We start from the raw sequence: 20,396 nt of genomic DNA, 5'->3' as shown, positions 1-20,396 counted from the left end.
AATCCGATTTGAGGCTGCGTCAAATCTGGCCTATGTCGTCATTTGCGGCCGCGCTTTGATGCGCGTCTTCCTCGATGATGCGATTCAAAGGCACAGATGCGCTCATGACCGGCTCCAATTGGTTCGATTCTCAAACTATTCTCGATGGTATCCGCCGCTGGGTGGAGGTCGAGACGCCAACGGACGCGCCTGAACAGGTCAACAAGCTGGTCTCGATGGTCGCGGAGCAATACCGCGATCTCCCTGTCACGCTTGAGCGCATCGCCGGCGTCGATGGTTGCGGCGATCATCTCGTGGCGCGCTCGACCTGGGGCCAGGACCGGCCGGGCATCCTGGTGCTGAGCCACCTCGATACCGTTCACCCCATGGGATTTATCGAGCGCCTGCCGTTCAAGGTCGAAGGCGACAGCGCGTTCGGTCCCGGCATCTACGACATGAAGGGCGGCGCCTACATCGCCCACCACGCCTTTCGCGCGCTTTGTGCCACGGCCGATCGCTCGCCGCTCGGCATCACCCACCTATTCACCTCCGACGAGGAGATCGGCAGCCCCACCTCTCGCGCACTCATCGAGACCGAAGGGCGCAAGGCGAAGTACGTCCTGGTGACGGAGCCGGCCCGCGATGGCGGCAAGATCGTCACCGGCCGCAAGGGCGTCGGGCGATTCGAAGTGTTCATCAAGGGCGTGCCCGCGCATGCCGGCACGCGGCCCCAGGATGGCCGCAGCGCGATCCGCGAGCTCGCCAGTGTCATCCTGGCGCTGGAAGCGATGAACGATCTCGCGCGCAGCGTCACCGTCAATGTCGGCGTGGTGCGCGGCGGCACGAGGCCCAACGTGACGCCGGAAGAAGCCCACGCCGAAGTCGATCTGCGCGTGCTGAGCTTCAAGGACGCGGATGAATTCGTCGGCAAGATCCTCGCCCTGACATCGAGGACGGATGGCGTCACGGTCAAGGTCACGGGCGGACTCAATCGTCCGCCTTACGAGAAGAGCAATGCCGGCGCCTCGCTGTACGAGCATGCAAAGACGGTTGCCACGGAGATCGGCTTCGAGCTGCTCGACGTTCACACCGGCGGCGGCTCGGACGGTAATTTCACCGCCGCCCACACCGCGACGCTCGACGGGCTCGGCGTCGACGGCAAGGGCGCGCACACACATTACGAGCAGCTCTATGTCTCGTCGCTCGAACCGCGCGCGCGGCTGCTCCATCGCCTGTACCAGACGCTACGATGAGTGAGCGCAAATCAGATCCCGATCGCGAGGACAGCGAGCGCGCCTTCTTCGGACGCCGCAAGGGCCACAAGCTCAGGCAGCACCAGGCCGAGCTGATCGATCATCTGCTGCCGCGTCTTGCGCTCGCCATCGACCGCGAAGCACCGGCGGATGCCCGCGAGATCTTCGCCCCCGCAGTCGACGATTTGCGGCTCGAGATCGGCTTCGGCGGCGGCGAGCATCTTGCGGCGGAAGCGCAAAGCTTCGCCACAACCGGCTTCATCGGCTGTGAGCCTTACGTCAACGGCATGGCGAAGATCCTCGCGCAGATCGAGGCCGCCGACATCGGCAACGTCCGCCTGTTCGCAGGCGATGCCGCCGAGCTCCTGGCCTGGCTGCCGAAGGCTTCGCTGTCGCGGATCGACCTGATCCATCCCGATCCCTGGCCGAAACGGCGGCACTGGAAGCGGCGCTTCGTCCAGGACCGGACCATCGCCGCGATGGCGCGCGTGTTGAAAGCCGGCGGCGAATTTCGCTTCGTCTGCGACATCGACGATTACTGCGCCTGGACGCTGTCGCATCTGTCGTGCTCGCAGGACTTTGTCTGGCTCGCGGAGCGCGCCGATGATTTTCGCCTGCCGTGGGACGGATACACAATGACGCGCTACGGCCGAAAGGCGACGCGCGAAGGCCGCAAGGCGGCGTATCTGCGGTTTCGACGGGTCTAGATCGTCTGCCGGTTGCGCCAGAAATTCACGACGCGCTCCGCAGTCGTCGGCATCAGCCGCGTGAAATTCGCGCGCGCCTGCTCGAGATCGGCATCGGCTGGCGTGCGATTCGGGCCGTACCACATCAGGATCAGTGCACGCACTGTCGGCCAGCCGAGATTCAGCACCCGTCCCAGGACCAGAATTGGATCGTAGCGGTCACCCGTGATCAGGCGATCGAGGACCGAGAGGCGGACGCCGGACATCGCCGAGAGCGAAGCGATCGCCTCCTCGTATTTGTGGGCCTTGGCAAAGCCAAGCAGCGCGCTCTCGCCAAGATGGCCCCCGCGATGCAAGGCCAAAACCGTACGTTGCGCTCCCGAGAAATCGCGACGCGGGCCCGGCGGCAGCGTGGCTTCCTCGATGGCCGCCATGGCGCGCTTGATCTCGACCTGGCGCACGGGATTGACCACGCTCGAGAGGCGACGGCGGATGACGTCGAGCGTGCCGTCGAGAAGTTGTTTCAGGTTCTCACCCGAAAGATCGCTGCGCTGTCCGATCCTGAGCGTCAGCACGCCATCCTGCGCGGCACGCTTGATCAGCTCCGAATAGCTGCCAGGCGAGAACTCCGCGCCGGAATTGCCCGCGGCGCGGCGTACCACGTCACGATCGCCGCGCTCGACCAGCACGTCGGTGACGACAGCCGACAGCGTGGGGCGCTCGCTCATCGCCAGCAGATGGCCCTGGCCCTTCAGTCGCGCGATCTCGACGAGGGCGGCGTCGTCGAGCACGGGCGAATGGCGCAGCACGGGGCCCGCCACCGCGATTTCGTTTTCGCGCGCGAGCTGACTCACGAGATGCCGGGGCGCGTTGTTCAGGCGCGAGAAGCGTTCGGCGAGATCGACGCGCGAGGCGAGCTCGGCATGCGGGACGAGATCAATCAGCAGGTTATCGAAGAGATCGATGACATCGGGACGGAGGTTCTCGGCGTCCTGAAAGAACAATTGGGAGATGGCGTGCGCGATCTCGCCGCGACGCCGCGGGTCGCCGCGTTTGACGATATCGTCCAGTCCAGGAATGAGCGACGTGGCAACGGTCATGAAAACGCAAACTCGTACGGGGCACGCCGCGGGTGCGCCCTTGGTCCAAGCCGCCCCACAAGCAGGGAATTTAGGCCTCGGAGGTGAAGGAAGCGTTGCGTCGGGCCGCAGGCCGGGCGCAAAAAGCCCAGCCTGCCCTGTATGGGCCTTGTCCGGGAAGACGGAAAGGGCTATATCAGCGCCAATTCATCTTCTCATACGATCCGCGTAGTGAGAGTGGGCCCGAAAGGACCCGCTCTTTTTTATTACCTGAACGCGGCTTGGTGGAAGATGTGCGGCCCGGCGATCTGTCGGGAGAGTTCCGAAGCGAGCTTTGAAATCTTAAACCAAGCCTTAACCATATCGAGCGCCTTGACCTCTGACATGACCGAACCGAACCCTGGTTCCACGGATGCCGAATTGCTGGCCGAGCCGAGGCTCGTAGTCGAGCCGGGCGTCGCGGCACGGGTGTCCGCGGTCGCGGGGCCGGTGCTCGAAGGCATGGGCTACCGCCTGGTGCGGATCCGCATTTCCGGGGAATCCGGCTGCACTGTGCAGGTTATGGCCGAGCGGCCGGACGGCTCGATGCAGATCGAGGATTGCGAGACGATCTCGCGGGCGCTGTCGCCCGTGCTCGACGTCGCCGATCCCGTCGATCGCGCCTATCGCTTGGAAATCTCCTCACCGGGGATCGACCGCCCGCTGGTGCGCCGCTCCGATTTCGAGCGTTATGCCGGGCATCTGGTGAAGATCGAGATGGCGGTCGCCCATGAAGGGCGGAAGCGGTTCCGGGGCACGATCGGCCCCGTCGAAGGCGACCGCGTGCATCTGCACCGCGACGACATCAAGGCGGGCGACACTGCGGACGTTCTCCTGACGATGGAAGATATCGCCGAGGCACGGCTGGTGCTGACCGACGAGCTGATCGCGGAATCCATGCGCCGCGGCAAGGCCCAGGCACGCGAGATGCGCCGCAATCTCGGCCTGGAGCCGCCGGCGGCACCGCACGCCAGCATCAGTGAAAAAACGACCAAGAACACCAAGCCGGCTAAGAAGCCGGCGCCGGCCCCTACGAAGAAGCCGGCTCCGACCAACACCAAGAAACATCGCCTGGCCGCCGAACGCGCGCGACGGGGCGAGATCGATCCTGACGAAGGAGACTAGCCATGGCAGTCAGCGCCAATCGACTTGAATTGCTTCAGATCGCCGACGCCGTTGCGCGCGAGAAATCGATCGACCGCGGCATCGTCATCGCGGCGATGGAGGATGCCATCGCCAAGGCGGCGCGGGCCCGTTACGGCAGCGAGACCGACGTTCACGCCGAGATCGACCCGAAGAAGGGCGAGCTGCGGCTGTCGCGCCACATGCTGGTAGTCGAGACGGTCGAAAACCATTCCAACCAGATCTCGCTGGTGGATGCGCAGCGCGCCAATCCCGGTGCCCAGGTCGGCGACACCATCGCCGACACCCTGCCGCCGCTTGAATATGGCCGCATCGCCGCGCAATCCGCCAAGCAGGTGATCGTGCAGAAGGTGCGCGAGGCCGAGCGCGACCGGCAATATATGGAATTCAAGGACCGCATCGGCGACATCGTCAACGGCGTCGTCAAGCGCGTCGAATATGGCAGCGTGATCGTCGATCTCGGCCGCGGCGAGGCCATCATCCGTCGCGACGAGATGCTGCCGCGCGAAGTGTTCCGCAACGGCGACCGCGTCCGGGCCTACATCTTCGACGTCCGCCGCGAGACCCGCGGCCCGCAGATCTTCCTCTCCCGCACCCATCCGCAGTTCATGGCAAAGCTGTTCGCGCAGGAAGTGCCCGAGATCTATGACGGCATCGTCGAGATCAAGGCGGTCGCCCGCGATCCCGGCTCGCGCGCAAAAATCGGCGTGATTTCCCGTGATTCCTCGGTCGATCCGGTCGGCGCCTGCGTCGGAATGCGCGGCTCGCGCGTGCAGGCGGTGGTGAACGAATTGCAGGGCGAGAAGATCGACATCATCCCTTGGTCGCCCGACATCGCGACCTTCGTGGTCAACGCGCTGGCGCCGGCCGAAGTCTCCAAGGTCGTCATCGACGAAGACCGCGAGCGCATCGAGGTCGTCGTGCCCGACACCAACAACCAGCTCTCGCTGGCGATCGGCCGCCGCGGCCAGAATGTGCGTCTGGCCTCGCAACTCACCGGCTGGGACATCGACATCCTGACCGAGCAGGAGGAATCGGAGCGCCGCCAGGCCGATTTCGAGAACTCCACCCGCGTCTTCATGGAATCGCTCAATGTCGACGAAGTGGTCGGCCAATTGCTGGCGTCGGAAGGCTTCACCTCGGTCGAGGAACTCGCGATGGTGGACGTCAAGGAACTCGCCGGCATCGAAGGTTTCGACGAGGAGACCGCGCAGGAACTCCAGAACCGCGCCCGTGAATATCTCGAACAGCTGGAAGCCGAACTCGAGGCCAGGCGCAAGGAGCTCGGCGTCGAGGACGCCGTGAAGGACGTGCCCGGCGTCACCTCGAAGATGCTGGTGAAGTTCGGCGAGAACGACATCAAGACGGTCGACGACCTCGCCGGTTGCGCCACGGACGATCTGGTCGGCTGGACCGAGCGCAAGGAGGGCGGCGAGCAGACCAAATATCCGGGCGCGCTCGATGGCCTCGAAATCTCCCGTGACGATGCTGAAGCGATGATCATGCAGGCCCGTGTCAAGGCCGGCTGGATCACCGAGGCCGATCTCGCCAAGCCCGCCGAAGAGGCCGAGGCGACCGAAGATCAGCCGGCTTAAGGCGAAGGAGGATGTCACCCGGATGCTCGCCGATACTGACCCCGAACTCGACCATGGACCGCGGACCGAAAGGTCCGCGACCATGCGGATGTGTGCGGTCAGCCGCGAGGTCCGGCCGATCGACGAGCTGATCCGCTTCGTCGTCTCGCCGCAAGGGCACATAGTTCCCGATCTCAAGCGCAAGCTGCCCGGACGCGGCATGTGGGTCACCGCCTCGCGCGAGGTGGTTGCGGAAGCCGTCCGGCGTCACCATTTTACCAAAGCCTTCAAGCGCGAGCTGCGCATCCCTCCGACGCTTCCCGCCGACATCGAGGCGCTCCTGGTCCGGAGCGTGGTCGAAGCCCTTGGGATTGCCGCCAAGGCGCGCCAGATCGTGGCCGGTTTCGGCAAGGTCGAAAGCGCGCTTCGGGAAGGTACGGTCGAGGTCCTGATCCATGCCAGCGACGGGGCCGCGGACGGAATCCGCAAATTGGACATGCTGGCGCGTCAAAATGAGGGAAATCGCGGCGCCAAGCCGCAGATTCCCGTCGTCACCGCACTAAAATCATCAGAATTGGATTTGGCACTTACCCGGTCAAATGTGATACATGCTGCCCTGCTCGCGGGCCCGGCGAGCAAGTCATTCCTGTCACGTAGCCAGATGCTGGTCCGATACCGGATGGCGGACGCTGGCAGGACTGCCGAAAAGCCCGGCCAGGATTTCTGAGAGACAACGACCACCCGATAGCACGGTGCGGCAACGCACAAGACAACAAGATCAGGATTAGGACTGCTTAATGGTTGATACCAAGACCCCTGGCGACAAGAAGCTGAGCGTTCCGAGCAAGACGCTATCGCTCAAGCCGCGCGTCGAAACGGGCACCGTGCGCCAGAGCTTCAGTCATGGCCGTAGCAAGCAGGTCGTGGTCGAGAAGCGTGGCAAGCGCCGTGTCGACGGCAGCCCCGAGCCGCAGGTCGCCGAGGTGGCGAAACCCGCGCCGGCCGCCGCGCCCAAGCCTGCTCCGGCCCGCCCCGCGCCGCCGCGCAACGCCGGCTCCGGCGTGGTGCTGCGTACGCTGACCGAGGACGAACGTTCCGCCCGCGCCAGCGCGCTGGCCGATGCCAAAGTGCGCGAAGTCGAAGAGCGCCGCCATGCCGAGGAAGAGGCCCAGCGCCGCGCGGTCCGCGAAAGCGCCGAGCGTGCCGATCGCGAGGCCGCCGAAGCCCGCCGCAAGGCCGAGGAGGAGCGTCACCGTCACGAAGAGGAAGCCAAGCGGAAGGCCGAAACCGAGGCCAAGAAGCGTTTTGGCGAAGGCGAGCAGCCGCAATCCGCCGCGCGCCCCGCAACCGCGACCTCGGCCGCTCCTGCAGCGCGGCCCGGAGCGCCCACGGCGCGCCCCGGCACAACCACCACGGCACGCCCGGGAACAACGACCGCGCGGCCCGGAACGGCCACGCAGCGGCCGGGAGGCCCGGTCGGCCGCGCCCCCGCTGTCGCAGCCGGACCGGACGAGGACGAGGGTCCGCGCCAGATCCGTCGCGGCCCCGGCGGCGCTGCGCGGCCTGTGGTCGCTCCCAAGCCCACCCACAAGCCCGGCCCGCAGAAGGAGCGCGGCCGCCTGACGGTCGTCACCGCCTTCAATGCCGACGACGTCCGCGAGCGCTCGATCGCCTCGTTCCGCCGCCGCACCCAGCGTCTGAAGGGCCATGCCGCGAACGAGCCGAAGGAAAAGCTCATTCGCGAGGTGGTCATCCCGGAGGCGATCACCATCCAGGAGCTCGCCAACCGCATGTCGGAGCGCGCGGTGGAAATCATCCGCATGCTGATGAAGCAGGGCGCGATCCACAAGATCACCGACGTGATCGATGCCGACACTGCGCAGCTGATCGCCGAGGAGCTTGGTCACACCGTCAAGCGCGTTGCCGCGTCCGACGTTGAAGAAGGCCTGTTCGACGCCATCGACGATTCCACCGACACCGAGCCGCGCTCGCCGGTGGTGACCGTGATGGGTCACGTCGACCACGGCAAGACCTCGCTGCTCGACGCGCTCCGTCATGCCAACGTGGTCTCCGGGGAAGCCGGCGGCATCACCCAGCATATCGGCGCCTATCAGGTGCTGTCGCCCGAAAGCGGCAAGAAGATCACCTTCATCGACACGCCCGGCCACGCCGCGTTCACCGCGATGCGCGCCCGCGGCGCCAAGGTGACCGACATCGTCGTGCTGGTGGTTGCGGCCGACGACGGCGTGATGCCGCAGACGATCGAAGCCATCAACCACGCCAAGGCGGCGCGGGTGCCGATCATTGTTGCGATCAACAAGATCGACAAGCCCGACGCCAAACCCGAGCGCGTGCGCACCGAGCTGCTCCAGCACGAGGTGCAGGTGGAATCCTTCGGCGGTGAAGTCGTCGACGTCGAAGTGTCGGCGAAGAACAAGACCAATCTCGACAAGCTGCTCGAGATGATCGCGCTTCAGGCCGACATCCTCGACCTCAAGACCAATTCGGATCGTCCGGCCGAAGGCACCGTGATCGAAGCCAAGCTCGATCGTGGCCGCGGTCCGGTCGCGACCGTTCTGGTCCAGCGCGGCACGCTCCGTGTCGGTGACATTATCGTCGCCGGCGCCGAAATGGGCCGCGTCCGCGCGCTGATCTCGGATCAGGGCGAGACGGTGCAGGAGGCAGGTCCGTCGGTGCCGGTCGAGGTGCTCGGCTTCAACGGTCCGCCGGAAGCCGGCGATCGTCTCGCCGTGGTCGAGAACGAAGCCCGCGCCCGCCAGGTGACCAGCTACCGCGCGCACCAGAAGCGCGAGAACGCGGCGGCCTCGATCTCCGGCATGCGCGGCTCGCTCGAGCAGATGATGTCGCAGTTGAAGACGGCGGGCCGCAAGGAATTCCCGTTGATCATCAAGGCCGACGTGCAGGGCTCGCTGGAAGCGATCCTCGGCTCGCTGGAGAAGCTCGGCACCGACGAAGTCGCCGCGCGCATCCTGCATGCGGGTGTCGGCGGCATCTCGGAATCGGACGTGACGCTCGCGGAAGGCTTCAACGCCGCGATCATCGGCTTCTCGGTTCGTGCGAACAAGGAGGCCGCCGCGGCCGCCAAGCGCAACGGCATCGAGATCCGTTACTACAACATCATCTACGACCTCGTGGACGACGTGAAGAAGGCCATGAGCGGCCTGCTCGCGCCGACCCTGCGGGAAACCATGCTCGGCAATGCCGCGATCCTGGAGATCTTCAACATCTCCAAGGTCGGCAAGGTCGCCGGCTGCCGCGTCACCGACGGCACCGTGGAACGCGGCGCCAACGTGCGTCTGATCCGCGACAACGTCGTCGTGCACGAAGGCAAGCTGTCGACGCTGAAGCGCTTCAAGGACGAAGTGAAGGAAGTCCAGTCCGGTCAGGAATGCGGCATGGCCTTCGAGAACTATCACGACATGCGCGCCGGTGACGTCATCGAGTGTTACCGCGTGGAGACGATCCAGCGCTCCCTGTAAGTCCAAATCTTACCGAAGCGCCTGGATCTTTTTTGAACTGAATTGCGGGAGTGCGATGGCCGGATTTTTTCCGGCCATCCACCCCTCTTCGTTTCAACAAGACAAATGACAGTGCCAGTGCCCCAAACGCGGGCATGACGAGGTGATTTTCAGACCATGCCCCGCCATCATCAGAAAAAGAGTTCCGCGTCCGGCGGCTCGCAACGTCAGTTGCGGGTCGGCGAGCAGGTTCGCCATGCGATAGCCGAGATTCTGGCGCAAGGCAGCGTGCATGATGCTGACCTCGAAGGCCACATCATCACCGTGCCGGAGGTGCGGATGTCGCCCGACCTGAAGCTCGCGACAGTCTATGTGATGCCGCTCGGTGGCCGCGACACCGAGGTCGTCCTCGCTGCGCTCGAGCGCAACAAGAAATTCCTGCGCGGCGAGGTCGCGCGGCGCGTTAACCTGAAATTTGCACCTGACCTTCGCTTCCGCGTCGACGAACGATTCGACGAAGCGGAACGGATCGAGAAGCTTTTGCGAACACCCGCGGTGCAGAAGGACCTGGAACAGGATCCGGATTCGGATCGGGAAGAAGAACGATGACGATGGACCCGGCTCACGGCACGATCGGCGGCGAAGAGGCCGATCAGCTCGACGTGCAGAAAAATAATTTTGCGGACATGAGTGGCAATTCTCAGCCGCCTCAGGAGCCGCGCCGCGTCAACAACGATCCGCGCGCCAACAAGCAGAAGGGCAACCAGCCGCGCCGCGACCGTCGCGACGTTCACGGCTGGGTCGTGCTCGACAAGCCGGTCGGCATGACCTCGACGCAGGCCGTTGCCGTGCTCAAGCGCCTGTTCAACGCCAAGCGCGCCGGCCATGCCGGCACGCTGGATCCGCTGGCCTCCGGCGGCCTGCCGATCGCGCTCGGCGAGGCCACCAAGACCGTTCCCTTCGTCATGGATGGCCGCAAGCGCTACCGGTTCACGGTATGCTGGGGCGAGGAGCGCGACACCGACGACATCGAGGGCCGGGCGACCGCAACCTCGGACCAGCGCCCGACCCGGGAGGCCATCGAGGCCCTGCTGCCCCGTTTCACGGGGGTGATCCAGCAGATCCCGCCGCGCTATTCCGCGATCAAGGTCCAGGGCGAGCGCGCCTACGACCTCGCCCGCGACGGCGAGATCGTGGAACTGGCCCCCCGTCCGGTCGAGATTCACCGTTTAAGCCTTGTAGATCAACCGGATAGCGGACATGCCGTGTTCGAGGCCGAGTGCGGCAAGGGCACCTATGTTCGCGCGCTGGCCCGCGATATGGGCCGGATTCTCGGCACTTACGGCCATATCTGCGCGCTGCGGCGGACCCTGGTCGGCCCATTTGGCGAGAACGACATGATTCCGCTGGATCAGTTGGAGGCTTTGTGCGATAGAGCCGCGTCCGGCGAGGGTAGCCTCGCCGACGCGCTTATGCCCGTTGAGACCGCGCTGGACGACATCCCGGCACTGGCCGTCACTCGGGCTGATGCGGCAAGGCTCCATCGGGGCCAAGCCGTTTTGTTGCGCGGACGGGATGCGCCCACTTGTAGCGGCACAGTCTATGTCACGGTGGCAGGCCGGCTTCTCGCGCTTGCCGACTTCGGCAATGGCGAAATCATCCCCAAGCGTGTGTTCAACCTGACCGGCCTGACTGCCAGCGCCGATCGCAACGAGAGAAATTGACCGATGTCGATTGCCGCAGAACGCAAAGCGGAAGTCATCAAGACGAATGCCAACAAGGCCGGCGATACCGGTTCGCCAGAGGTTCAGGTCGCGATCCTGTCGGAACGCATCGCCAACCTCACGAACCATTTCAAGACCCACGTGAAGGACAACCATTCGCGTCGCGGTCTCTTGAAGCTGGTCTCGACCCGCCGCTCGCTCCTCGACTATGTGAAGAAGAAGGACGAGGCGCGCTACAAGGCGCTGCTCGAGAAGCACAACATTCGTCGTTAAGAGTTCTTGCGCGCGCCAAACGGCGCGCGTTTTCGCGCGTGATTTCGAACGAAAGCGTTTGTTTAAAGGTTTTTCGTCGAGGCTGCGTGCGCGTCGGATGCGAGCCGTTGACGGCGAGCATCCGGGGCATGATGGGCGAACACCGCGCTTCGGTGTTCGCGTTCGTGCCGACTGACAGTCCAGCAGCAATCCGGCGGCTGGGCACAACGGGCAAGGCGCCCGTATGACCCGAAGGGATGGACGCCATCCGAAATCCAGAAACCATGGCAGGATCGCAGGACGCTGATCGCCCGCTTCGATCAACGTCCCGCAATCTTGCGCATGGTTTTTGTTTTTCGACCCGTCCTTCTTTCGAGAACCCATGAAAGAAGAACTCTATGTTCAATAAGCATTCAGTCGAGATCGACTGGGGTGGACGCCCTCTCAAGCTCGAAACCGGCAAGATCGCCCGCCAGGCCGACGGCGCAGTCGTCGCGACCTACGGCGAGACCGTGGTGCTCGCCACCGTCGTTGCCGCGAAGTCGCCGCGCGAAGGCGTGGACTTCCTGCCGCTGACCGTCGACTACCAGGAGAAGACCTACGCAGCCGGCCGCATTCCCGGCGGCTATTTCAAGCGCGAAGGTCGTCCGACCGAGAAGGAAACGCTGGTTTCCCGCCTGATCGACCGTCCGATTCGTCCGCTGTTCGTCAACGGCTGGCGCAACGAGACCCAGGTGATCGTCACCGTGCTCTCGCACGACATGGAGAACGATCCCGATATCGTCGCGCTGGTGGCCTCGTCGGCTGCGCTGACCCTGTCGGGCGCTCCCTTCAAGGGCCCGATCGGCGCCGCGCGCGTCGGCTTCGCCAATGACGAGTTCATCCTCAACCCGACTCTCGACGAGATGGTCGACACCCAGCTCGACCTCGTCGTCGCCGGCACCGCAGACGCGGTGCTGATGGTGGAATCGGAAGCCAAGGAGCTGAACGAAGAGATCATGCTCGGCGCCGTGATGTTCGGTCACCGCCACTTCCAGCCCGTGATCAACGCGATCATCGAGCTCGCCGAAAAGGCCGCGAAGGAGCCGCGCGAGGTCACCACGATCGACAATTCGGCGCTCGAAAAGGAAATGCTCGGCATGGTCGAGCAGGAACTGCGCGCCGCCTACGCCATTCCGGTCAAGCAGGATCGCTACGCCGCGGTTGGCAAGGTCAAGGAAAAGGTGACCGCTCACTACTTCCCGGAAGGCCAAGAGCCCAAATACGACAAGCTGCGCATCGGCGGCGTGTTCAAGGAGCTCGAAGCCAAGATCGTTCGCTGGAACATTCTCGACACCGGCAAGCGCATCGACGGCCGCGATTCCAAGACCGTGCGCAACATCGTCGCCGAAGTCGGCGTGCTGCCGCGCGCTCACGGCTCGGCGCTGTTCACCCGCGGCGAGACCCAGGCGCTGGTCGTGACCACGCTCGGCACCGGCGAGGACGAGCAGTACATCGACGCGCTGTCGGGAACGTACAAAGAGACGTTCCTGCTGCACTACAATTTTCCTCCCTACTCGGTCGGTGAGACCGGCCGCCTCGGCGGCACCAAGCGCCGCGAGATCGGCCACGGCAAGCTCGCCTGGCGCGCGATCCACCCGGTGCTGCCGCCGCACCACGAATTCCCCTACACCACGCGCGTGGTGTCGGAGATCACCGAATCCAACGGCTCCTCGTCGATGGCATCGGTCTGCGGCGCCTCGCTCGCGCTGATGGACGCCGGCGTGCCGTTGAAGCGGCCGACCGCGGGCATCGCGATGGGCCTGATCCTCGAAGACAAGCGCTTCGCGGTTCTCTCGGACATCCTCGGTGACGAGGACCATCTCGGCGACATGGACTTCAAGGTCGCCGGTACCGAGCAGGGCATCACCTCGCTCCAGATGGACATCAAGATCGAGGGCATCACCGAGGAGATCATGAAGGTCGCGCTCGGCCAGGCCAAGGATGGACGTATCTACATCCTCGGCGAGATGTCGAAGGCGCTCACCAACGCCCGTGCCGAGCTCGGCGAATACGCGCCGCGCATCGAGACCTTCAAGATCGCCACCGACAAGATCCGCGAAGTGATCGGCACCGGCGGCAAGGTGATCCGTGAGATCGTCGAGAAGACCGGCGCCAAGGTCAATATCGAGGACGACGGTACCGTGAAGGTCGCCTCCAACGACGGCGAGGCCATGAAGGCCGCGATCAAGTGGATCAAGTCGATCGCCTCCGATCCGGAAGTCGGCCAGATCTATGACGGCACCGTCGTCAAGGTGATGGAGTTCGGCGCTTTCGTGAACTTCTTCGGCTCCAAGGACGGTCTCGTCCACATCAGCCAGCTCGCCTCGGCGCGCGTGCAGAAGACCTCCGACGTCGTCAAGGAAGGCGACAAGGTCAAGGTCAAGCTGCTCGGCTTCGACGACCGCGGCAAGACCCGCCTGTCGATGAAGGTCGTCGACCAGGAGACCGGCGAAGACCTCGAGGGCAAGGGCGAGAGCCAGCAGCCCGCGCGCGAAGCGGCCGGCGAGTAAATCTCGCTACCTGCCAGAAACACGAAGGGCGGCCTCGCGGCCGCCCTTTTTGTTTGTCGCTTGCCGAGCTTTGGGATCAGGCCGCGATGTCGAACCGGTCAAGGTTCATCACCTTGGTCCAGGCCCTGGCGAAGTCCTTGACGAACTGCTCCTTGGAATCCGACGTGGCATATACCTCGGCGTAGGCGCGAAGCTGCGAGTGCGCGCCGAAGATCAGGTCGACGCGCGTGCCGGTCCACTTCACCGCGTTGGTCTTGCGGTCGCGGGCCTCATAGGTGCCGTCGGTGCCGGCCGGCGTCCACTGCGTGCTCATGTCGAGCAGGTTGACGAAGAAGTCGTTGCTCAGCGTTCCCACCTTCGAGGTGAGGACGCCGTTCTTCGAACCATTCGCATTGGCACCGAGCACGCGCAGACCGCCGAGGAGCACCGTCATCTCCGGGCCGGTAAGCCGGAGCAGCTGCGCACGATCGACCAGAGCCTCCTCGGGCATCATGAACTGCTGCCGCTTGCCGATGAAGTTGCGGAAGCCATCGGCCCGCGGCTCCAGCGGAGCAAACGAAGCGGCGTCGGTCTGCTCCTGCGAGGCATCCATGCGGCCCGGCGTGAAGCCGACCTTGACGTCGACGCCGGCATCCTTCGCCGCCTTCTCGACCGCGGCGGTGCCGCCGAGCACGATGAGGTCCGCCAGCGAGACCTTCTTCGCACCGGATGACGCGTTGAAGTCCTTCTGGATCGCTTCGAGCTTGCCCAAAACCTTCGAGAGCTGAGCCGGCTCGTTCACCTCCCAGTCCTTCTGCGGGGCGAGGCGAATGCGTGCGCCGTTGGCGCCGCCGCGCTTGTCCGAGCCGCGGAACGTCGAGGCCGACGCCCATGCGGTCGAGACCAGCTCCGAGACCGACAGACCCGAGGCCAGGATCTTGGTCTTCAGCGAGGCGATATCCTGCTCGCTGGCCAGCTCGTGATTCACGGCGGGGATCGGGTCCTGCCAGATCAGCGTTTCCTTCGGCACCAGCGGGCCGAGATAGCGCACGACCGGACCCATGTCGCGATGGGTGAGCTTGAACCAGGCACGGGCGAAGGCGTCCGCGAACTGATCGGGATTCTCCAGGAAGCGGCGCGATATCTTCTCATAGGCCGGATCCATACGCAGCGAGAGATCGGTCGTCAGCATCGTCGGCCGGTGCTTCTTCGACTTGTCGAAGGCGTCGGGAATGATGGCATCGGCGTTCTTGGCCGTCCACTGCTGCGCACCGGCCGGGCTCTTCGTCAGCTCCCATTCGAAATTGAACAGGTTCTCGAAAAAGTTGTTGCTCCACTTGGTCGGTGTCGTCGTCCATGTCACCTCGAGTCCGCTGGTGATGGAATCGCCCGAGTGACCCGACGCGTGCTTGCTCTTCCAGCCGAGGCCCTGATCCTCGAGCACGCCCGCTTCCGGCTCCGGTCCGACCAGCGACGGATCGCCCGCACCATGGGTCTTGCCGAAGCTGTGGCCGCCGGCGATCAGCGCGACGGTCTCTTCGTCGTTCATCGCCATGCGGGCGAAGGTCTCGCGAATGTCCTTGGCCGCGGCGACCGGATCCGGCTTGCCGTTCGGGCCTTCCGGATTGACGTAGATCAGGCCCATCTGCACCGCGCCCAGCGGCTCGGCGAGTTGGCGTTCGCCGCTGTAGCGCTCATCGCCCAGCCACGTCCCTTCCGGACCCCAATACAGCTCTTCCGGCTCCCAGACGTCGACGCGGCCGCCGGCAAAGCCGAAGGTCTTGAAGCCCATCGACTCCAGCGCGACGTTGCCGGCCAGCACCATCAGATCGGCCCAGGAGATCTTGCGGCCGTATTTCTGCTTGATCGGCCAGAGCAGACGGCGTGCCTTGTCCAGGTTGGCGTTGTCGGGCCAGCTGTTGAGCGGCGCGAAACGCTGCTGCCCGGCGCCGGCGCCACCGCGACCGTCGGTGGTGCGATAGGTGCCCGCGCTATGCCAGGCCATGCGGATCATGAGGCCGCCGTAGTGACCGAAGTCGGCGGGCCACCATTCCTGCGAGTCTGTCATCAAAGCCGTCAGGTCCTTGATGACCGCATTCAGGTCGAGCGACTTGAATTCCTTGGCGTAGTCGAAGTCCTTGTCCATCGGGTCGGACTTGGGGGAATTCTTGTGCAGCATCTCGATGCTGAGCTGGGTCGGCCACCAATCGCGGTTCGCCGGCACACGTTTTCCACCCGAAAACGGGCACTTTGAAGTGTCGTCCATGAATACCTCCTCTGGTGGCGTCGAACTCGCGCCTTTGACCAGGTAGAAGCACTTTAAGCTTCACGTTCGATCAGGGGAAGTTGACTTTAATGATCGCAGCGATAAGATTTTCTGATGCTAAACCTCACCCTGCGCCAGCTCCGGTATTTCGACGCCCTGGCGCGTCACAGTCATTTCGGCCGCGCGGCTGAGTCCTGTTCAATCTCGCAGCCCGCCCTGTCGATGCAAATCAAGGAGCTGGAGGAGGCGCTCGGCGGCCTGTTGCTGGAGCGCAGCGCCCGGCAGGTGGCGTTGACCCGGTTTGGCGAGGAGCTCGCGCAGCGCGTCCGCGACATCTTGCGCTCGGTCGACGAACTCGGCGATTTCGCCCGCGCCTCGCAGGACCGGTTCTCCGGACGGCTGCGCATCGGCATGATCCCGACGATCGCGCCCTATCTGCTGCCAACGATCACCAAGAATCTGACGCGCATGCATCCAGAACTCGACATCCGCGTGCGCGAGACGATGACGCCGCGGCTGATCCAGGAACTGGTGGAAGGCCGGCTCGATACCGCCATCGTGGCGTTGCCGGTGTCCGAGCCCTCGCTCACCGAGGTCGCCCTGTTCGAGGAAAAATTCCTGCTGGTGCGCCCGAGCGCGGATGAGGGAACGCCGGCACCATCGCGGGAGATGATGCGCGAGATGCGGCTGCTGCTGCTCGAAGAGGGGCACTGCTTCCGCGATCAGGCGCTGTCATTCTGCAACATGCAATCGGCACCGCCGCGCGAGATGCTGGATGCCAATTCGCTGTCGACACTGGTCCAGATGGTCAGCGCCGGCATCGGCGTCACGTTGATCCCGGAGATGGCCGTGTCGGTGGAAACACGATCGGCCTCGGTCTCGCTGGCACGCTTCCGCGACCCGCAGCCGTCGCGCACCATCGGCATGGTCTGGCGCAAGACCAGCCCGCTGGCGCGGCAACTGCTGCAGATCTCCGAGGTGGTGTGCCTGTCGGCGGGCAAGGTTCGCGCGCGTCCATCCGTGCGCAGCAAGCCGACCTGAGGCCTCGATGTCGCATCTCCTCATCCGCTCGGCCCGCGCGGACGAATACGACGAGATCGGCCGTGTCTGGATGGAGAGCTGGGTCTCGACCGGGCTCGGCGAGGCGAGCGAATTCCTGCTCGCAAACCTGCGCGCACGCATCCGGCGCGAGATCGACGACGGCTGGAGCCTGTTCGTCGCCGACGACAACGGCACGATCGCCGCAATGCTGGCGCTGCATTTGCCAAAACTCTATCTCGACATGCTGTTCGTCGCGCCCGCCTATCAGGGCCAATCGCTCGGCCGCAAATTGCTCGGCTTCACGCGCACACAAATGCCCGACGAGATGTCTCTGCGCTGCGTCCGCGAGAACGAAAAAGCCTGGCGCTGGTACGAGCGCGAGGGCTTTGTGTTCGAGAAGGAAGAGGTCGAGCCCTCGAACGGGTTCATGATGAAGTATTATCGGTGGCGGCGGCAGGGGCCCGCCGGATAGGCAGTGGTCGCCTGGTGCAGCTTGCGGTTGTCACGGTTCCAATTTAGTGTGGCGTATCCGCCGTCCTCCTACCCCTGATCTCCCGGAATCGATGTTTCGAATTGCTGTCTCGCTGATCGCGTTGCTGTCCCTGCTCACTGCGGCAGCCGCGCAAACCCCTCCCGCAACCAGCGCGCCTCCCGCTCAGACGGCGGCGCCAGCCAAGAAGGCAGTCAAGAAGGCGGCGCCGAAAGCCAAACCGGCTGCACAACAGCCAGTCGCGGCGGAGAGCGGCCCCTGTCAGATCGGCGTCATTTCCGCCATCGGAGACCAGTTCTCGGCGCAACATGTCGGCCTCACGATGTTCGGCAACGAGTATATGGAGGCGCCGATCGAGACGTGGGGTATCGATGATCTGTTCGTCGCGAGGGTTCGCGCCGCGGCTCCCGGCGCAGCTGTCCGAAAGATCGCTTACGCAAGCGGAGCCTTCAAGCCGTACTATCGTCCGGAAGCGAAACTGTTCCGCAATGACCGCGACGACCTGACGGCGCTGGTGCGGCAGATCGCCGGAACGTCAAATTGCGAACGTTACGTCGTAGCCACGAAAGCCCGCGTTTCGGTTGATGGCACCAATCAATCAATCGAGGGCCTCGGGGTCTACAAGAATTGGGCGAGCCCTTCCGGGCGCGGCGTCGTGGTTTCCTATTTCCGCATCAACGTTTTTGACGGACGGACTTTCGACATCCATCGGGCGCCTACCCGCGGCTTCGGCGATGTGATTGCTTCGAGTTTCTCCAACAAGAACGACAATATGCAAATCCTCAACAATCTCGAATTTCCCAAGACTCCGGAACAGGTGACCAGCAGTGCATTGTTGCGTGACAGCACACGCAGCCTGCTCACGGCCCAGCTGGACAAGTATCTACCTGCGTATATCAAGGGCGAGTAAGCGCCTTTGCCGAGGGGACGCGACAAAGGCTATCGCTCGTCCGCTTCCTGCGGCTGGGCTGCATTTGACGTTATGGCCCGGCTCGTCGTCCTTGCGGCTGTCGTGTGGTGCTTTTCGACATCTGCTTGGGCGCAGACTAAATCGGGACCACCAGAGACGGAGACGGCAGGACCAGCCGTCAAGCAAGCCAACGGCAAGACGACCACGCGGACGGCCAAGCCTGCTTCCGTGGTCGGCGGCCCCTGCGACTTCGGGGTCGTCGTCACCACCGGCGATGAGTTCACCGTGTTGACGACCGGCCTGACCGTATTTCAGAACAAGAAGACGGTCGTCCCGATCCCGGGCTGGGGACTCAATGATCTGATCTTCGCGCGGACTTGCGCCGCGATCCCTGCCGGCGTATCCGTTCTGAGAATCGCCTACAACCCGGCGAAATTTCCTCGCCGCGATGAGTCCAAGGACACATTGAAGGACAGGTTGTTCCGCGATCTCAATGCGGAGCTGGCCCAATACATGCGCGAGGTCGTGAAAGGAACGAATTGCCGGCACTACATCCAGATCCTCAATTCAATCAGCCCTTTCGGGTCATCCAATTATACGGTCCGCGGCTTCGGCATCCTCAACTATGATGTGGTGCTCGGGCGACGCATCTATCTCTACGCCCTGGCGTTTGTCCGCATCTTCGATGGGCGCGACTTTTCTGTTGTCAGACAGAGTTCTGCGCTGATCAACACGCATCATTCCCTTGCGGTGCAGAGGCTTCTGGGCGTGCAAATCGGCGGCCCCTATCGCGAACTACCCGCAGAATCGTTTCCGACCCGGCCTGAAGATGCCGCCGACAATCCCGCACTGCGCGACGGCGTGCGCGCCATGCTGACGGAAAGCCTCGACAAGACGCTGCCGCTCTTGCTCGGGTTTCAACGAGCGACACGCAACAGCGACGCGCGCTGATCGACACGTCGCTCGCGGCAAAAGTTCGTGGCCCAATTTCAAAAAATCGTGGGCACGTCGCTTGCGCGCCTTTGCCCACTCTACGAGAGCTAATCCTGCGCCTTCAAATCGTCCGGCCGCGGCATCAGGACGGTGTTGTAGCCGGAATCGACATAGTGGATCTCGCCGGTCACGCCGCCGGAGAGATCCGACAGCAGATACAGCGCCGAGCCGCCGAGCTCGTCGAGCGTGACGCCGCGGCGAAGCGGCGAATGTTTTTGCATGAAGGCGAACATCGCGCGCGCCTCGCCGATGCCGGAGCCGGCGAGCGTGCGGATGGGGCCTGCGGAGATCGCGTTGACGCGGATGCCGCGCGGCCCGAAGTCCGAGGCGAGATAGCGCACCGAGGCTTCCAGCGCCGCCTTGGCCACGCCCATCACGTTGTAGTTCGGCATCGCGCGTTCCGAGGCGCCGAAGGTCAGCGTGATCATGCTGCCGCCCTCCGTCATCAGCTCGGCGGCGCGTTTTGCCACTTCCGTGAAGGAGAAGCAGGAGATCACCATGGTGCGCGAAAAATTCTCGCGGCTGGTGTCGGCGTAACGGCCCTTGAGCTCGTTCTTGTCGGCGAAGCCGATCGCGTGGATCACGAAATCCAGCCGGCCCCACTTTTCGCGCAAGGCCGTGAATGTAGCGTCGACGCTCGCGATGTCCTCGACGTCGCAGGGCAGCACCATGTCGACGCCAAGCTGCTCCGCCAGCGGCTTGACGCGCTTGCCCAGGGCGAGGCCCTGGAAGGTGAAGGCAAGCTCGGCGCCATGGGCATGCAGCGTCTTCGCCATGCCCCAGGCGATCGAATGATCATTGGCGATGCCCATGATCAGACCGCGCTTGCCTTTCATCAAACCTTCCATTGGCTCTTTGCTCCCACTATTCCGGGGTCATCGCCCGCGCAGGCGGGCGATCCAGGATTCCAGAGACGTTCGTGATAAATTGAGAAGCCGCGGCGTACTGGATGCCCCG

At 64.1% G+C, this 20,396-nt stretch carries 17 protein-coding genes; 14 read left to right on the top strand and 3 right to left on the bottom strand.

Annotation, left to right across the window (positions count from 1 at the left end; genetic code table 11):
* Positions 1 to 74: 74 nt before the first annotated feature.
* Together IVB47_RS22870 and IVB47_RS22865 are read left to right on the top strand one after the other, a co-directional pair.
* Entirely contained in the window at positions 75 to 1,232 is a 1,158-nt protein-coding gene (locus IVB47_RS22870; RefSeq protein WP_247464505.1) for a M20 family metallopeptidase, read from the top strand.
* Positions 1,229 to 1,939: a tRNA (guanine(46)-N(7))-methyltransferase TrmB gene (locus IVB47_RS22865; protein WP_247464502.1), complete on the top strand. Its 711-nt coding sequence runs from the start codon at positions 1,229 to 1,231 to the stop codon at positions 1,937 to 1,939. Before IVB47_RS22870 ends, IVB47_RS22865 begins: the two co-directional genes overlap by 4 nt.
* On the opposite strand, the gene IVB47_RS22860 is transcribed toward IVB47_RS22865, so the two are convergent.
* The gene (locus tag IVB47_RS22860; protein ID WP_247464499.1) at positions 1,936 to 3,018 is read right to left on the bottom strand and encodes a DUF2336 domain-containing protein; all 1,083 of its coding nucleotides are present in this window, start codon (positions 3,016 to 3,018) and stop codon (positions 1,936 to 1,938) included. The genes IVB47_RS22865 and IVB47_RS22860 overlap by 4 nt on opposite strands.
* Positions 3,019 to 3,381: 363 nt before the next feature.
* Between IVB47_RS22860 and rimP the strand changes: the two genes are divergently transcribed.
* From rimP to pnp, 8 genes are all read left to right on the top strand, one after another.
* Positions 3,382 to 4,161, top strand: a complete 780-nt coding sequence (rimP, locus tag IVB47_RS22855; protein ID WP_247464550.1) for a ribosome maturation factor RimP — start codon at positions 3,382 to 3,384, stop codon at positions 4,159 to 4,161.
* 2 nt (positions 4,162 to 4,163) lie between these two features.
* The gene (gene nusA, locus IVB47_RS22850) at positions 4,164 to 5,774 is read left to right on the top strand and encodes a transcription termination factor NusA (protein WP_007603900.1); all 1,611 of its coding nucleotides are present in this window, start codon (positions 4,164 to 4,166) and stop codon (positions 5,772 to 5,774) included.
* A gap of 22 nt (positions 5,775 to 5,796) precedes the next feature.
* Positions 5,797 to 6,480: an RNA-binding protein gene (locus IVB47_RS22845; RefSeq protein WP_247464496.1), complete on the top strand. Its 684-nt coding sequence runs from the start codon at positions 5,797 to 5,799 to the stop codon at positions 6,478 to 6,480.
* A gap of 70 nt (positions 6,481 to 6,550) precedes the next feature.
* Entirely contained in the window at positions 6,551 to 9,253 is a 2,703-nt protein-coding gene (gene infB, locus IVB47_RS22840) for a translation initiation factor IF-2 (protein WP_247464495.1), read from the top strand.
* A gap of 156 nt (positions 9,254 to 9,409) precedes the next feature.
* Complete coding sequence (gene rbfA / locus IVB47_RS22835) at positions 9,410 to 9,841, top strand: 30S ribosome-binding factor RbfA (protein ID WP_247285120.1); 432 nt, start codon at positions 9,410 to 9,412, stop codon at positions 9,839 to 9,841.
* A complete protein-coding gene (gene truB, locus IVB47_RS22830; protein WP_247464493.1) occupies positions 9,838 to 10,956 on the top strand; it encodes a tRNA pseudouridine(55) synthase TruB in 1,119 nt (372 codons plus the stop codon). The genes rbfA and truB overlap by 4 nt, the downstream gene beginning before the upstream one ends.
* 3 nt (positions 10,957 to 10,959) lie before the next feature.
* Positions 10,960 to 11,229 carry a 30S ribosomal protein S15 gene (gene rpsO / locus IVB47_RS22825; protein WP_007598346.1) on the top strand — a complete coding sequence of 90 codons (270 nt, stop codon included), beginning with the start codon at positions 10,960 to 10,962 and terminating at the stop codon, positions 11,227 to 11,229.
* Positions 11,230 to 11,606: 377 nt separating this feature from the next.
* Positions 11,607 to 13,760 carry a polyribonucleotide nucleotidyltransferase gene (gene pnp / locus IVB47_RS22820; protein ID WP_247464492.1) on the top strand — a complete coding sequence of 718 codons (2,154 nt, stop codon included), beginning with the start codon at positions 11,607 to 11,609 and terminating at the stop codon, positions 13,758 to 13,760.
* 76 nt (positions 13,761 to 13,836) lie between these two features.
* Here the strand turns inward: pnp and katG are convergent, their stop codons facing one another.
* Positions 13,837 to 16,005 carry a catalase/peroxidase HPI gene (gene katG, locus IVB47_RS22815; protein WP_247464490.1) on the bottom strand — a complete coding sequence of 723 codons (2,169 nt, stop codon included), beginning with the start codon at positions 16,003 to 16,005 and terminating at the stop codon, positions 13,837 to 13,839.
* A 114-nt stretch (positions 16,006 to 16,119) separates the two neighbouring features.
* On the opposite strand from katG, the gene IVB47_RS22810 reads away from it, so the two are divergent.
* From IVB47_RS22810 to IVB47_RS22795, 4 genes are all read left to right on the top strand, one after another.
* Entirely contained in the window at positions 16,120 to 17,046 is a 927-nt protein-coding gene (locus tag IVB47_RS22810) for a hydrogen peroxide-inducible genes activator (RefSeq protein WP_018455793.1), read from the top strand.
* Between the two features lie 7 nt (positions 17,047 to 17,053).
* Positions 17,054 to 17,518 (top strand): GNAT family N-acetyltransferase, encoded by a 465-nt coding sequence (locus tag IVB47_RS22805; protein ID WP_247464488.1) that lies wholly within the window; start codon positions 17,054 to 17,056, stop codon positions 17,516 to 17,518.
* Between the two features lie 46 nt (positions 17,519 to 17,564).
* Positions 17,565 to 18,446 carry a hypothetical protein gene (locus IVB47_RS22800; RefSeq protein ID WP_247464486.1) on the top strand — a complete coding sequence of 294 codons (882 nt, stop codon included), beginning with the start codon at positions 17,565 to 17,567 and terminating at the stop codon, positions 18,444 to 18,446.
* A 72-nt stretch (positions 18,447 to 18,518) separates the two neighbouring features.
* Positions 18,519 to 19,397: a hypothetical protein gene (locus IVB47_RS22795; protein ID WP_247464485.1), complete on the top strand. Its 879-nt coding sequence runs from the start codon at positions 18,519 to 18,521 to the stop codon at positions 19,395 to 19,397.
* 89 nt (positions 19,398 to 19,486) lie between these two features.
* Here IVB47_RS22795 and fabI read toward each other — a convergent pair whose 3' ends face one another.
* Entirely contained in the window at positions 19,487 to 20,287 is an 801-nt protein-coding gene (gene fabI / locus IVB47_RS22790; RefSeq protein ID WP_247464483.1) for an enoyl-ACP reductase FabI, read from the bottom strand.
* Between the last annotated feature and the right edge of the window lie 109 nt (positions 20,288 to 20,396).

The sequence above is a fragment of the Bradyrhizobium sp. 62 genome (assembly GCF_023073035.1).
GTDB lineage: Bacteria > Pseudomonadota > Alphaproteobacteria > Rhizobiales > Xanthobacteraceae > Bradyrhizobium.
Note: the sequence above shows the minus strand (reverse complement) of the source record. Positions and strands in the feature narration are given on the sequence as shown.

What these genes read in the sequence shown, in the direction of transcription:
- IVB47_RS22865 (WP_247464502.1), top strand. Translation starts at nt 1,229, where the DNA reads ATGAGTGAGCGCAAATCAGATCCCGATCGCGAGGACAGCGAGCGCGCC.
- IVB47_RS22870 (WP_247464505.1), top strand. Translation starts at nt 75, where the DNA reads ATGATGCGATTCAAAGGCACAGATGCGCTCATGACCGGCTCCAATTGG.
- katG (WP_247464490.1), bottom strand. Translation starts at nt 16,005, where the DNA reads ATGGACGACACTTCAAAGTGCCCGTTTTCGGGTGGAAAACGTGTGCCG.
- IVB47_RS22860 (WP_247464499.1), bottom strand. Translation starts at nt 3,018, where the DNA reads ATGACCGTTGCCACGTCGCTCATTCCTGGACTGGACGATATCGTCAAA.
- IVB47_RS22805 (WP_247464488.1), top strand. Translation starts at nt 17,054, where the DNA reads ATGTCGCATCTCCTCATCCGCTCGGCCCGCGCGGACGAATACGACGAG.
- pnp (WP_247464492.1), top strand. Translation starts at nt 11,607, where the DNA reads ATGTTCAATAAGCATTCAGTCGAGATCGACTGGGGTGGACGCCCTCTC.
- fabI (WP_247464483.1), bottom strand. Translation starts at nt 20,287, where the DNA reads ATGGAAGGTTTGATGAAAGGCAAGCGCGGTCTGATCATGGGCATCGCC.
- rimP (WP_247464550.1), top strand. Translation starts at nt 3,382, where the DNA reads ATGACCGAACCGAACCCTGGTTCCACGGATGCCGAATTGCTGGCCGAG.
- infB (WP_247464495.1), top strand. Translation starts at nt 6,551, where the DNA reads ATGGTTGATACCAAGACCCCTGGCGACAAGAAGCTGAGCGTTCCGAGC.
- truB (WP_247464493.1), top strand. Translation starts at nt 9,838, where the DNA reads ATGACGATGGACCCGGCTCACGGCACGATCGGCGGCGAAGAGGCCGAT.
- IVB47_RS22810 (WP_018455793.1), top strand. Translation starts at nt 16,120, where the DNA reads ATGCTAAACCTCACCCTGCGCCAGCTCCGGTATTTCGACGCCCTGGCG.
- nusA (WP_007603900.1), top strand. Translation starts at nt 4,164, where the DNA reads ATGGCAGTCAGCGCCAATCGACTTGAATTGCTTCAGATCGCCGACGCC.
- rbfA (WP_247285120.1), top strand. Translation starts at nt 9,410, where the DNA reads ATGCCCCGCCATCATCAGAAAAAGAGTTCCGCGTCCGGCGGCTCGCAA.
- IVB47_RS22845 (WP_247464496.1), top strand. Translation starts at nt 5,797, where the DNA reads ATGCTCGCCGATACTGACCCCGAACTCGACCATGGACCGCGGACCGAA.
- rpsO (WP_007598346.1), top strand. Translation starts at nt 10,960, where the DNA reads ATGTCGATTGCCGCAGAACGCAAAGCGGAAGTCATCAAGACGAATGCC.
- IVB47_RS22795 (WP_247464485.1), top strand. Translation starts at nt 18,519, where the DNA reads ATGGCCCGGCTCGTCGTCCTTGCGGCTGTCGTGTGGTGCTTTTCGACA.